Source organism: Aeromonas sp. Marseille-Q5825, from assembly GCF_946892685.1.
In the GTDB taxonomy this organism is placed as follows: Bacteria; Pseudomonadota; Gammaproteobacteria; order Enterobacterales; family Aeromonadaceae; genus Aeromonas; species Aeromonas rivipollensis.
Map to the genome: position 1 here is coordinate 1,329,716 of NZ_CAMPOU010000001.1, position 12,711 is coordinate 1,342,426.

The following is a 12,711-nucleotide window of genomic DNA, read 5'->3' on the forward strand; positions in this document are numbered from 1 at the left end:
CTCCCTAGTCTGCCTTGGGCATGCCGTTTATGTCCCTGCAGATGAGGAAGAAGAGGAAGGGGATCGGACAGGGGACTGAGGGGCAGACCCAACTGTCAGACAAAAAAAAAGAGCCACACAAGGTGTGGCTCTTTTATCAGACCAGACAAGCTAGGGGATCAGGGACGACCCGCCGGGCTGGTTGCTACATTGACGGCGGCAGTGCTGCCACCGTGGCGGCCTGAGCTCGCGACTTCGCTACGCTCCAGCGGGGCCTGCTCAACCGGCTCACGGGGGGCCGGGGCGGGCACTGCTGCCGGCGTTGCCATGGGCGCAGAAGCCTTGCGGGCACGGGCCAGTACGCCAGCGCCTTTGGCAACCTGTTTGGTGGCCGGGGCGACGACAGGCTCGGGCTGTGCAACCACAGGGGCGACAGGCTCGGCGGCAGGAATCACTTCCTCGGCTTGCGGGGCAGGAGCCGGCTCCACCACAACGGGGGCGGCTTCGACCACAGCCTGGTCAGCGATGCTGGCCTCGACCACGACCGGAGCTTCCTCGATAACAACCTCGGCTACCGGCTCGGCAGCGACAGGAGCTGCGTCGATGGCTACCGGGGCCGGCTCGACGACGGCAGGAGCCGCTTCGATTGCAACAGGTGCTTCAACCACCTCGGCAACCACAGGGGCGGCTACCTCGGCCACAGCCGCTTGAGCCTGCTCATGGGCCTCTTCGGCCACGGCTTCGGCGACCACGTGCTCGGTCAGGGCGGCAGAGGCTTGCAGCGCGGCGGCAACGGCCTCGGCACTCGGGATGGTGATGACAGGCACGGCGGGCTCTTCCACCTTAACCTGAGCAGCATCCGCCTGAGCGGCTGTGGTCAGTTGCACTTCGGCCTGAGGTTCATCATCACGCTGGCCACGGGCATCTTCGTTGATGCGCTTGCGACGCTGGCCTTCGATCCGCTGACTGCGCGGAGTACGGCGAGAGCGGCGCTGACCTTCGGTCTGCTCCTCTTGCTCACCGACCACGGCCGCAGTCTCGACCAGATCATGGGCCTGCTCGTCTACCGGCAGGGCAGGGGTGTCGGTGGCGGCGACATCGACCCGAACCTGCTTGCGCAGCTGGCGACGTTCGCGGCGCTCGGCCACTTTCTGCTCTTTTTCCTGACGCGGCTCGGCGCTGACGGCGGCAGTCTCGACGGTTTCTACCGCTTCAACCACGACCTCGGCACGGGGCTCGCGCGGAGCACGGGGTTCGCGAGCCGGGCGCGGGGCGCGGGGTTCACGTTCCTGACGGGGCTCACGGGGTTCGCGGTCCGCACGCGGCTCGTTGCGTGCTTCGCGGGGCTCACGTTCCATGCGCTGTTCGCTGCGCACTTCACCACGGGGTTCACGCTCCTGACGGGGCTCGCGCTCTTTACGCGGACGACGGTTGCGGCTCTCGCCACCCTCGCGGTTGGCTGCGCCTTCACGCTTCTCGCCGGCGTCGGCCGGGTTGCGGTTGCTGCGGTTGTCGTCGCGACGACCACGCTGGCCACGGCTGCGGGTTTCGTCACGTTGATGACGGTGACCCTCATCCTTGCGCGCTTCCCGTTGTGCGGCCGGCTTCTCGGCAGCGGCTTTCGCTTCAGCCGGGGCTGCGTCTGAGCCGAACAGACCGGAGATGGCCTTGAACAACTTGCCAAACAGACCCGCTTCGGCGACGACCGGTGCTGGTGCTGCGACGGGGGCCGGGGCGGCAACAGGGGCAGCCGGTTGAGGCGCCTGGACGAAGCCTTGCAGCAGCGGCTGCTCACGCTCGATGACCTGAGCTTGCTTGGGCTGGTAGACCGGCTTGGCAATCTCGGTTTTCAACTCGTAGCTGGCCGCTTCCGGGATCTCGTTCTGACGGATGCGGGTCACTTCGTAGTGCGGGGTTTCCAGATGCTGGTTCGGAATGATGTAAACACGGACATCATTGCGCTGTTCCAGACTGGCGATGGAGGCACGCTTCTCGTTAAGCAGATAGGCGGCAACATCGACCGGCACCTGGCCGTGAACCTGCTCAGTGTTGTCCTTCATGGCCTCTTCTTCGATGAGACGCAGGATGGACAGGGCGAGAGATTCATTGTCACGGATGACACCCTGACCCTGGCAACGGGGGCAGATGTGGCTGCTGGACTCGTTGAGGGAGGGACGCAGACGCTGGCGAGACATCTCCAGCAGACCGAAACGGGAGATCCGGCCCAGCTGGATGCGAGCCCTGTCCTGATGGACAGCTTCACGCAGACGGTTTTCCACTTCGCGCTGATGGCGAACCGGGGTCATGTCGATGAAGTCGATGACAATCAGGCCACCCAGATCGCGCAGACGCAATTGACGGGCAATTTCGTCGGCTGCTTCCAGGTTGGTCTGCAGCGCCGTCTCTTCGATATCGCCGCCCTTGGTGGCGCGGGAGGAGTTGATATCGATGGAGGTCAGCGCTTCGGTCGGATCGATGACGATGCTGCCGCCGGAGGGCAGGCGCACTTCACGCTGGAAGGCAGACTCGATTTGGCTCTCGATCTGGAAGTGGTTGAACAGGGCGACATCACCCTTGTACAGCTTCACTCGATTGAGGAAATCGGGGCGAACCAGCTCGATGTGCGACTTGGCACGCTCGAAGATGACCGGATTGTCGATCAGGATCTCGCCCACATCGCGACGCAGATAGTCACGAATGGCGCGCACTATGACGTTGCTCTCCTGGTGGATGAGCACGGGCGCGGAGCGATTCTGTGATGCCTTGTGGATGGAGTCCCAGTGGTTGAGCAGGACGTTAAGATCCCATTCCAGCTCTTCCGGGGATTTGCCCACACCGGCGGTACGCACGATGAGGCCCATGCCGTCTGGCACTGTCAGTCCGCTCAGGGCTTCTTTCAACTCGGTCCGCTCGTCACCCTCGATACGACGGGAAATGCCGCCAGCACGGGGGTTGTTCGGCATCAGCACCAGGTAGCTGCCGGCCAGACTGATGAAGGTGGTGAGGGCCGCACCCTTGGTGCCACGCTCTTCCTTGTCAATCTGGACGATCACTTCCTGGCCTTCGCGGACCACTTCTTTGATGTTGGGACGACCCTGATAGGAGTAACCGGAGGGGAAATAATTGCGGGCGATTTCCTTTAACGGCAGGAAACCGTGGCGCTCGGCGCCATAGTCAACAAAAGCAGCTTCAAGACTGGGTTCTACGCGGGTGATTTTACCCTTGTAAATGTTCGCTTTCTTCTGCTCGTGTCCCGGACTTTCAATATCCAAATCGTAGAGCTGTTGTCCGTCAACCAGCGCTACGCGCAACTCCTCTTCCTGAGTCGCGTTGATTAGCATTCTTTTCATTGAGTTCTCATTATTTTGTCATTTTGATTCCTCCACAGGATCCTGCCGGTGCCGGCCTCGGGTCTTCAGCATGCTTGGGCAACCTCCCGGTTGGGACATGCATGAGGCGCAAACTAAGGGCACTCTGGTTCAGCCTTCTCGAGAAGGCATGAATTAAGGATACCGGTGTGGAGACAATTAAATCGGTTCTGTTTGCGTTCTCCATGCGTTGTACCTCGCACCCGGGAACCGTCATGTTCTTGTATACACGGTGTTTCGGGATTGGGTGGCATACTTTTTGGCCACTTAGTACAAGGCTTGAACACAATGACAAAACCTTGTTTATTATCCCATTTAAACCACTTTTATAGCAAGACGCCATTTTTTAACAAAGCATGCAGCCAAGGGCTGCCGGCGGTGTTAAAATCCGCGCCATGACACAGATACATCAACAAGTGCAGCTGCTCACCATCGAAGCTGAGCATGAAGGGCAGCGCATCGACAATTTTCTCAAGACTCAGTTAAAGGGCGTCCCCAAGAGCCTGATCTATCGCATCCTTCGCAAAGGAGAGGTGCGCGTCAACAAGAAACGCATCAAACCGGAATACAAACTCTGCGCAGGCGACGAGGTGCGGGTGCCCCCCGTACGCGTGGCCGAGAAGAACGAATTGCCCTCTGCCAACCTCGGCAGCATCCAGCGTCTGGAGAGCCAGATCCTGTTTGAAGACGAGGCCATGATAGTGCTGAACAAGCCGTCCGGCATGGCGGTGCACGGCGGCAGCGGCTTGAGCTTTGGTGTCATCGAGGGGCTGCGCGCCCTGCGCCCGGAAGCCCGTTTCCTGGAGCTGGTGCACCGACTCGACCGCGACACTTCCGGCGTGCTGCTGGTCGCCAAGAAGCGCAGTGCCCTGCGCAGCCTGCACGAGCAGCTGCGGGTCAAGACAATGCGCAAGCAATACCTGGCGCTGGTGCGCGGTCAGTGGCAGTCCCACGTCAAGGTGGTCAATGCGCCGCTGCGCAAGAACGATCTGCAATCCGGCGAGCGGGTGGTGCGGGTCAGCAGTGACGGCAAGCCCTCCGAGACCCGTTTCCGGATTGCCCGTCAATTTGCCGAAGCCACCCTGGTAGAGTGCAGCCCGATCACAGGTCGCACCCACCAGATCCGGGTTCATACCCAGCACGCCGGTCACCCCATCGCCTGTGATGACAAATACGGTGAGGCGGCCTTTGATGAGAAGATGCGGACCCTGGGGCTCAAGCGCCTCTTCTTGCACGCCTGGAAGCTGAGCTTCACCCATCCGGCGGATGATCGCGAGATGCAGGTGGAAGCGCCGCTCGCCCCCGAGCTCGATGCCTTCCTGAACAAGCTGGCACGCTGATGCAACGCATCCGACACGCCATTTTCACCCTGATGGATTCGGTGGGGCGGGTCGTCGCCTGAGTTGATGAACACCAAGACAACAATGGGAGCCAAGGCTCCCATTGTTGTATCTATGGCCTTTTCAGGCTCAAGGCAGATTGAGGCCGTGGCGCGCCAGCAGCTCGATCAGACCGATGAGGGGCAGGCCGATCAGGGCGTTGGGATCCCGCCCTTCCAGCCCCTTGAACAACATGATCCCCATACCCTCACATTTGAAGCTGCCGGCGCAATCGAGGGGCAGCTCAGCCGTCACATAACGGCGCAGGGCTGCCTCATCCAGGGAGCGAAAATGCACTGTGAAGGGTTCCACGAGCTGCTCGGCCCGGCCGTTTGCGACATTGAGTACGCACAGGCCGGTATAAAAGGTGACGCTCTTGCCCTGGGTCATCATCAGCTGCGCCACCGCGTTATCCACTGTGCCCGGCTTGCCGAGGATGCGCCCGTCACAGACACACACCTGATCCGAGCCTATGATCAACCCCTGATCATGTTGGCGGGCGATGGCGCTCGCCTTGGCATGGGCCAGGCGGCTGACCAGTGCCTCGGCCGACTCCCCGGCCAGCGGGGCTTCATCGACCTCGGGGGAGGCACATTGGAACGGCAGGCCGAGTTTTTCCAGCAGCGCCTTGCGATAACGGGAAGTGGAGGCGAGGATCAGGGGCGTGTGCATCTGTTGATGATATCCATTTATAAATCAATTGGTTGATTCTAACTGTGGCAGAATGCTCACGCAAACTACCCCGAACACCAGCACGCCGGCGTTGGTTTACAGCAACATGCATGCTGGCGGCCCGAAAACGGCGTAACCCCAGTTGATGCGGCAGGAGTGCGACATGACAAGATACGGTGTGCTGGCCCTGATGCTGCTCTCCCTCGCGAGCTGGGGGCAGGAGTGGCAGCCCGAGAAGGGGGAGGGCGGCGTACAGCTCTGGACCCAGGCCCGCCCACCATCCCCCTTCCTTGCCTTGCGCCTGGAGATGCGGGTCAAGGCGGATCCCATGGCGTTGCTGACCGTGCTGAGAGACACCGCGCGCCATCGGGAGTGGCTGCCATCCAGTCGCGAGGTGCGGCTGCTGGCAAAATCCGGCCCGGATGACGATCTGGTTTACACCCGCTTGGCGTCCCCTTGGCCGGTGCAGGACAGGGAGCTCATCACCCGTTCGCATCTGATCAGGCGGGCCGACTGTGCGCTGGTGCTGGAGGTATGGGCCGAGCCGGACGCCCTGGCACCCCGCCCGGGTCTGTACCGGATCCGGGAGAGTGCCGGTCGCTGGGAGGCGTTGCCACAACCCGATGGCAGCACCCTGATCAGGCTCGAAAGCTATACCAACCCGGGCAGCCATTTGCCGGGCTGGCTGGTCAATCCGATGACCATCAAGGCGGCGCTGGGCAGCTTTCAGGCCATACGCCGGTTGATGGAGGCCCAACCCGGAGCCGCGCCTCAACAGCTGTTGCTCGGTGGCGGGGGCTGCCCTGCCGCGCCCTGAGTCCTGCAATGGTGGCTCTCGGGAACGGACAGCCAAGCCATGTGTCCGGTGAGCGGGGGCACTTGATGGGGGAGGGGCGTGCAACGGCATAAATTGCTCACTGACCCCGAGATCCTGGCCAAGGGGGATGTCCGCACAGGATCCTGTGCGGGATCCCGCTATTTATGGCATAATCGGCCACCGATGAACACAAGTTACTGCATGCAGGGGCTTGTGCAGGTAAAATCATCGGCGGTAAGGACTTTTTCCTTTGACTATCCCTTGTTGGACCTATAATATTCGCGCCCTATGCAAAAGGTGAAGTTGCCCGTTAAGGTTGATCCAGTCCGTAATGCCTTGAAGCTACTCGATTATGTCGGGATAGTGGAAAAGTCGCAGATGCCCAGACTGGAAGCATCAACCGAAGGCTTGCGAAGTGATGTGGACGTCACTCTGCAGTTTGGCAAAGATGTCCAGAAGTTGACCGTTATGAAAGGCACTGCCCATGCCAAGGTTGACCTGGTTTGCCAGCGTTGTGGAGAGGCTTTCGAGCACCTTTGTGAAGCTAGTTTTATTTACACTCCGCTGTTCGAGAGAACAAACGAGGAAGAGCTGCCGGAAGCTTATGAGCCCATTGAGTTGGACGAAAACGGCGAGATAGATCTTCATCAAATCCTGGAGGATGAACTCATCCTCTCGTTGCCTCAGGTGGCCATGCATCCCATGGATGTCTGCCCCAGAGGAAACATGGAAATGACTTGGGGTGACATCGAGCCTGCTGATGAGCGGCCGAATCCCTTTGCAGTTCTTGAAGAGCTCAAACGTAAGTGAATTTTAGGAGTTAGCCTACCATGGCCGTACAACAGAACCGTAAAACCCGCGCCAAGCGTGGCATGCGTCGTTCCCACGATGCGCTGACCACTGCAGCCCTGACTGTTGATCAGACCAGTGGCGAAATTCATCGTCGTCACCACGTGACTGCCGATGGTTTCTACCGCGGTAAAAAGGTAATCGCTTAAGGATTGCCTTTGTCTACGCAAACTGTCGCGCTAGACATAATGGGGGGAGATTTTGGCCCCTCTGAAACAGTGCCTGCCGCCGTGCAGGCACTGTCTCTTCTGCCTCAACTAAATCTTGTTCTGGTCGGTGACCAACACCTGATCGCACCTCTGTTGCAGCAACATGGCTTGCTGACTCATCCCCGCGTTCGTCTCTTACATGCATCCCAGGTCGTGGGCATGGGCGAAAAGCCGATCGTGGCGCTGCGTACCCTGAAAGACTCCTCCATGCGGGTTGTGCTCAATCTGGTGAAAGCCGGTGAGGCCGATGCCTGCGTCAGTGCCGGCAATACCGGCGCCCTGATGGCCATGGCCAAATGCGTGCTCAAATCCCTGCCGGGGGTCGACAGACCCGCCCTCATCAAGGCGCTGCCGACACTGAGCGGCAAGCGTACCGTGATGCTGGATCTGGGGGCGAACGTGAGCTGCGATGCGGACACCTTGCTGCAATTTGCGGTGATGGGCTCAGTGGTGGCCGAGCAGGTCGAGGGGATAGCGTCCCCCCGGGTGGCGCTGCTCAACGTGGGGGAGGAGGAGATCAAGGGCAACGACCTGGTACGCCACAGCGCCGAGTTGTTGCGCCAGTGCGCCGCGCTCAATTTTGTCGGTTTCATCGAGGGGGACAGGATCTTCAGCGGTGACAGCGACGTCATCGTCTGTGACGGTTTCGTCGGCAATGTGGCGCTCAAGACCGCCGAGGGCGTGGTGCGGATGATGGCCGAACTGGCCGGATATCCTCGCAAAAAACGCAGTTTTCTTGGTCGACTCGCCGGATTTATGTTCAAACGGCGTTTTTCTTATCTGAACCCCGACCAGTATAATGGCGCGAGTCTGTTAGGATTGCGCGGCATTGTGGTAAAAAGCCATGGGCGGGCCGAGCGCCGCGCTCTGTGTCATGCGATTCTGCTGGCCGCACAAGAAGCCAAACACCAACTTCCATTGCAAATTGCAGATCGCCTTGAATCTGTCTTTTCCGACAGGGATTTATAAAACTCTATGCATAGCAAAATTCTGGGTACTGGCAGTTATCTGCCGAGTTCGGTTCGTACCAACGCCGATCTTGAGCAGATGGTTGAAACCAGTGACGAGTGGATCGTGGAACGTACCGGGATCCGTGAACGCCGCATCGCCGGGAGCGACGAGAGCGTCGCCACCCTGTCTCATCAGGCGGCCTTGCGGGCGCTGGATGCCGCGGGCCTGACCGCTGCCGATCTGGACATGATAGTGCTGGCGACCACCAGCGCCGAGAACGCCTTCCCTGCCGCTGCCTGCGAACTGCAGGGGCTGCTCGAGGTACCGGGGATCCCGGCCTTTGACGTGGCGGCTGCCTGCGCCGGTTTCACCTATGCGCTCTCCATTGCCGATCAGTTCGTCAAGTCCGGCGCCGCTCGCCACGTCCTGGTGGTCGGTGCCGACGTGCTCTCTCGCATGTGCGATCCGGAAGACAGGGGCACCATCATACTGTTCGGGGATGGGGCCGGTGCCGTGGTGATCGGGGCAAGCGAGACCCCGGGTATCCTCTCCACCCACCTGCATGCCGACGGCCGTTATGGCGAACTGCTCAAGTTGCCGCAGCCTCGTCGTGGCATGCCGGGTGCCGAGCTCGAAGCCTACATGTATATGAAGGGCAACGATGTCTTTAAGGTCGCGGTGACGCGCCTGAGCGAGATCGTGACCGAAACCCTGGCTGCCGCCAACATAGATCCGAGCGAGCTGGACTGGCTGGTCCCGCATCAAGCCAACTTCCGTATCATCAACGCCACCGCCAAGAAACTTGGCATGGGGCTCGACAAGGTGATCCTGACCCTGGATCGTCACGGCAACACCTCCGCCGCCTCCGTGCCCATCGCCTTCGATGAAGGGGTACGTGACGGCCGTATCAAACCGGGCCAGCTAGTATTGCTGGAAGCCTTCGGCGGCGGTTTTGCCTGGGGTTCGGCGCTGGTTCGCCTCTGATACCAAGCGGCGCCGCGAGTCTCGGGCGCCCGCTTACCGATTTCGTCTTACCTTAAAGGAATCAATGATGACCCGATTTGCCATTGCCTTCCCGGGACAAGGCTCCCAGAGCGTCGGCATGCTGGCGGAACTCGCCGAGCAACACGCCGTGATTAAAGAGACCTTCGCCGAGGCGAGCCAGGTGCTGGGTTATGACCTGTGTGCCTTGGTGCTGAACGGTCCCGCCGAGGATCTGAACAAGACCTGGCGCACCCAGCCGGCACTGCTGACTGCATCCGTTGCCCTGTGGCGCCTGTGGCAACAGCAGGGCGGGGCAACCCCCGCCGTCATGGCCGGTCACAGCCTGGGCGAATATTCCGCCCTGGTGTGCAGCGGTGCCCTGGCGTTTGCCGATGCGGTCAAGCTGGTTGAACTGCGTGGTCTGGCCATGCAGGAAGCCGTGCCGGAAGGCACAGGTGCCATGGCCGCCATCATCGGTCTGGACAACGACGCCATCGCCGCCAACTGCGAGAAAGCGGCGCAAGGCCAGGTGGTCTCTCCGGTCAACTTCAACTCCCCGGGCCAGGTGGTCATCGCCGGTCACAAGGAAGCGGTCGAGCGCGCCAACGTGCTGATGAAAGAGTCCGGCGCCAAGCGTGCACTGCCGCTGCCGGTCTCAGTGCCGTCCCACTGCGCCCTGATGAAACCCGCCGCCGAAAAACTGGCCGCCGCGCTGGATGGGATCGAGATCAAGGTTCCAACCATCGCAGTCATCAATAATGTCGACGTCTCCTGTGAACAGGATCCGGCCGCCATCAAGCAAGCCCTGGTGCGTCAGCTGTTCAGCCCGGTCCGTTGGACCGAGACGGTAGAGCGGATGGCAAACGACGGCGTCACCCTCGAGATCGAGATGGGACCGGGCAAGGTGTTGACCGGGCTGGCCAAGCGCATCGACCCGCGCGTGGAAGGCATTCACGCCAACGATGCCGCCTCTTTCGAGCAGGCGCTGGCCCAAGTCAAATAAACAGGAGCAAGTCATGAGTTTTACCGATAAAGTTGTGCTGGTAACCGGCGCCAGCCGCGGCATAGGCCGTGCGATTGCCGAAACTTTTGCGGCCCGTGGCGCGAAAGTGGTGGGAACCGCGACCAGCGAGAGCGGTGCCGAGGCCATCAGCGCCTATCTGGGTGAGCAGGGCTGCGGCATGGCACTGAACGTGACCAGCCAGGAATCCATCGAAACCGTCTTTGCCGCCATCAAGGAACGCTTTGGCGACATCGACATCCTGATCAACAACGCCGGTATCACCCGCGATAACCTGTTGATGCGGATGAAAGATGACGAGTGGAACGAGATCATCGACACCAATCTCACCTCCCTGTACCGTCTGAGCAAGCCGGTGTTGCGTGCCATGATGAAGAAGCGCCATGGTCGCATCATCAGCATAGGTTCAGTGGTCGGTACCATGGGCAACGCCGGTCAGGTCAACTATGCTGCCGCCAAGGCGGGCCTGGTGGGCTTTACCAAGTCATTGGCCCGTGAAGTGGCTTCCCGTGGCATCACGGTGAACGCGGTGGCCCCCGGTTTCATCGAAACCGACATGACCAAGGCGCTCAATGAAGAACAGCGTGCCGGCATCATGAATCAGGTGCCTGCCGCCCGTTTGGGCGATCCGAAAGAAATTGCTGCCGCTGTGGTATTCTTGGCGTCTGACGACGCTGCCTATATCACCGGCGAAACCCTGCATGTTAATGGCGGGATGTACATGGTGTAATCAATTTGTCGTGAGATCTGTTCAAATTTGCGATAGTACGCCGAAGTTTGGCGAATTTCGTGGTTTGACCAGCGGCAAGTCACTTGCAAACTCACGTCAATTGAATACACTACCCCAACCAGACGCAATAGCGTATTTTTAAAGGAAAATTCAGGTCATGAGCAACATCGAAGAACGCGTAAAGAAAATCATCATCGAACAACTGGGTGTTAAAGAGGAAGACGTCAAGAACGCTGCCTCCTTCGTCGACGACCTGGGCGCTGACTCTTTGGATACCGTTGAACTGGTAATGGCGCTGGAAGAAGAATTCGATACCGAAATTCCTGATGAAGAAGCCGAGAAGATCACCACTGTTCAAGCGGCTATCGACTACATCACCGCTAATCAGGAATAAGTTCCTGTTCTGAAAGAAGCGGCCCAAGGGCCGCTTCTTTTATGTTTACTCCCTTTCAAAATACCTCTCGGAGACTAGCTCAGTGTCAAAACGCAGAGTCGTGGTAACCGGCCTGGGGATGCTTTCCCCTGTGGGCAACACTGCCGAATCCAGCTGGCAAGCCCTGCTCAACGGGCAGAGCGGCATTTCTCTCATCCATCACTTTGATGCCAGCGAGTTTGCGACCCGTTTCGCAGGCCTGGTCAAAGAGTTCGATCCCGAACAATACGGCATCAACCGCAAAGAAGCCCGCAAGATGGATCTCTTCATCCAGTACGGCGTGGCGGCGGGGGTGCAGGCACTGGATGATTCCGGCCTCGTCATCAACGAAGAGAATGCGGAGCGGGTCGGCGTGGCCATCGGCTCCGGCATCGGCGGCCTGGGTCTCATCGAGCAGAACCACAGCAGCCTGATCAACGGCGGCCCGCGCAAGCTGAGTCCCTTCTTCGTGCCATCCACCATCATCAATATGGTGTCCGGTCATCTCTCCATCATGAAGGGGCTGCAGGGCCCGAACATCGCCGTGACCACGGCCTGCACCACGGGCACCCATGCCATCGGCATGGCCGGCCGGATGATCGCCTACGGTGATGCGGACGTGATGGTCGCCGGCGGCACCGAGAAAGCCTCCACCCCCATGGGGATGGGTGGCTTTGCGGCGGCCAAGGCGCTCTCTACCCGCAACGACGAACCGCAAAAAGCGAGCCGTCCCTGGGACAAGGATCGCGATGGTTTCGTGCTGGGTGATGGCGCCGGGGTCCTGGTGCTGGAAGAGTACGAACACGCCAAGGCCCGTGGCGCCAAGATCTATGCCGAGCTGGTTGGCTTTGGCATGAGCGGCGACGCCTACCACATGACGGCGCCTCCCTCTGATGGCAACGGTGGCGCTCGCGCCATGAAGAATGCCATCAAAGATGCCGGCATAGCGCCGCAGGCGATCGGTTACATCAATGCCCACGGCACTTCCACCCCGCTGGGTGATGTGGCCGAACTGCGTGGCATGAAAGAGGTGTTTGGCGAACATGCCAGCGCCCTGATGATCAGCTCCACCAAGTCCATGACCGGTCACCTGCTGGGTGCGGCGGGGGCCATCGAGGCGATCATCACTGTGTTGGCCCTGCGCGATCAGGTGGCACCGCCCACCATCAACCTGGACAACCCGGATGAGGAGTGCGATCTGGATCTGGTGCCTCATGTGGCCAAACCCGGCCAGTTTGAATATGCCCTCTCCAATTCGTTTGGTTTCGGCGGCACCAATGGCTCCCTGATCTTCAAACGCGTATAATTCGCTTTGGGCGAAATGCTAAGGCCCGATACGA

General features: G+C 60.1%; 12 protein-coding genes. 10 read left to right on the top strand and 2 right to left on the bottom strand.

The window, feature by feature from the left end:
- Positions 1 to 158: 158 nt before the first annotated feature.
- Positions 159 to 3,329, bottom strand: coding sequence for a ribonuclease E (gene rne / locus OC537_RS06125; RefSeq protein ID WP_262110319.1), 3,171 nt, complete (start codon positions 3,327 to 3,329; stop codon positions 159 to 161).
- A 413-nt stretch (positions 3,330 to 3,742) separates the two neighbouring features.
- On the opposite strand from rne, the gene rluC reads away from it, so the two are divergent.
- Complete coding sequence (gene rluC / locus OC537_RS06130) at positions 3,743 to 4,687, top strand: 23S rRNA pseudouridine(955/2504/2580) synthase RluC (protein ID WP_202619452.1); 945 nt, start codon at positions 3,743 to 3,745, stop codon at positions 4,685 to 4,687.
- A gap of 129 nt (positions 4,688 to 4,816) precedes the next feature.
- Here rluC and OC537_RS06135 read toward each other — a convergent pair whose 3' ends face one another.
- Positions 4,817 to 5,398 (bottom strand): Maf family protein, encoded by a 582-nt coding sequence (locus tag OC537_RS06135; protein ID WP_262110323.1) that lies wholly within the window; start codon positions 5,396 to 5,398, stop codon positions 4,817 to 4,819.
- Positions 5,399 to 5,561: 163 nt separating this feature from the next.
- Between OC537_RS06135 and OC537_RS06140 the strand changes: the two genes are divergently transcribed.
- The 9 genes from OC537_RS06140 to fabF all read left to right on the top strand — a co-directional run bounded on the left by OC537_RS06140 (position 5,562) and on the right by fabF (position 12,677).
- Positions 5,562 to 6,215, top strand: coding sequence for an START domain-containing protein (locus tag OC537_RS06140; RefSeq protein ID WP_262110325.1), 654 nt, complete (start codon positions 5,562 to 5,564; stop codon positions 6,213 to 6,215).
- A 288-nt stretch (positions 6,216 to 6,503) separates the two neighbouring features.
- Entirely contained in the window at positions 6,504 to 7,025 is a 522-nt protein-coding gene (gene yceD / locus OC537_RS06145) for a 23S rRNA accumulation protein YceD (protein ID WP_025326977.1), read from the top strand.
- A 20-nt stretch (positions 7,026 to 7,045) separates the two neighbouring features.
- Entirely contained in the window at positions 7,046 to 7,213 is a 168-nt protein-coding gene (rpmF, locus tag OC537_RS06150) for a 50S ribosomal protein L32 (RefSeq protein WP_005300935.1), read from the top strand.
- Between the two features lie 9 nt (positions 7,214 to 7,222).
- Positions 7,223 to 8,242 (top strand): phosphate acyltransferase PlsX, encoded by a 1,020-nt coding sequence (gene plsX, locus OC537_RS06155; RefSeq protein ID WP_262110565.1) that lies wholly within the window; start codon positions 7,223 to 7,225, stop codon positions 8,240 to 8,242.
- Between the two features lie 6 nt (positions 8,243 to 8,248).
- Positions 8,249 to 9,208: a beta-ketoacyl-ACP synthase III gene (locus tag OC537_RS06160; protein WP_005329561.1), complete on the top strand. Its 960-nt coding sequence runs from the start codon at positions 8,249 to 8,251 to the stop codon at positions 9,206 to 9,208.
- Between the two features lie 67 nt (positions 9,209 to 9,275).
- Positions 9,276 to 10,211 (top strand): ACP S-malonyltransferase, encoded by a 936-nt coding sequence (gene fabD, locus OC537_RS06165; protein WP_234678126.1) that lies wholly within the window; start codon positions 9,276 to 9,278, stop codon positions 10,209 to 10,211.
- 13 nt (positions 10,212 to 10,224) lie between these two features.
- Positions 10,225 to 10,959 carry a 3-oxoacyl-ACP reductase FabG gene (gene fabG / locus OC537_RS06170; RefSeq protein WP_025326981.1) on the top strand — a complete coding sequence of 245 codons (735 nt, stop codon included), beginning with the start codon at positions 10,225 to 10,227 and terminating at the stop codon, positions 10,957 to 10,959.
- 157 nt (positions 10,960 to 11,116) lie between these two features.
- Entirely contained in the window at positions 11,117 to 11,353 is a 237-nt protein-coding gene (gene acpP, locus OC537_RS06175) for an acyl carrier protein (RefSeq protein ID WP_005300909.1), read from the top strand.
- Positions 11,354 to 11,435: 82 nt separating this feature from the next.
- On the top strand, positions 11,436 to 12,677 hold the full coding sequence (fabF, locus tag OC537_RS06180; RefSeq protein WP_262110336.1) for a beta-ketoacyl-ACP synthase II: 1,242 nt from the start codon (positions 11,436 to 11,438) through the stop codon (positions 12,675 to 12,677).
- Positions 12,678 to 12,711: the final 34 nt, after the last annotated feature.

Excerpts from the sequence above, each read along its gene's own strand:
- rne (WP_262110319.1), bottom strand. The coding sequence starts at position 3,329 with ATGAAAAGAATGCTAATCAACGCGACTCAGGAAGAGGAGTTGCGCGTA.
- rluC (WP_202619452.1), top strand. The coding sequence starts at position 3,743 with ATGACACAGATACATCAACAAGTGCAGCTGCTCACCATCGAAGCTGAG.
- OC537_RS06135 (WP_262110323.1), bottom strand. The coding sequence starts at position 5,398 with ATGCACACGCCCCTGATCCTCGCCTCCACTTCCCGTTATCGCAAGGCG.
- OC537_RS06140 (WP_262110325.1), top strand. The coding sequence starts at position 5,562 with ATGACAAGATACGGTGTGCTGGCCCTGATGCTGCTCTCCCTCGCGAGC.
- yceD (WP_025326977.1), top strand. The coding sequence starts at position 6,504 with ATGCAAAAGGTGAAGTTGCCCGTTAAGGTTGATCCAGTCCGTAATGCC.
- rpmF (WP_005300935.1), top strand. The coding sequence starts at position 7,046 with ATGGCCGTACAACAGAACCGTAAAACCCGCGCCAAGCGTGGCATGCGT.
- OC537_RS06160 (WP_005329561.1), top strand. The coding sequence starts at position 8,249 with ATGCATAGCAAAATTCTGGGTACTGGCAGTTATCTGCCGAGTTCGGTT.
- fabD (WP_234678126.1), top strand. The coding sequence starts at position 9,276 with ATGACCCGATTTGCCATTGCCTTCCCGGGACAAGGCTCCCAGAGCGTC.
- fabG (WP_025326981.1), top strand. The coding sequence starts at position 10,225 with ATGAGTTTTACCGATAAAGTTGTGCTGGTAACCGGCGCCAGCCGCGGC.
- acpP (WP_005300909.1), top strand. The coding sequence starts at position 11,117 with ATGAGCAACATCGAAGAACGCGTAAAGAAAATCATCATCGAACAACTG.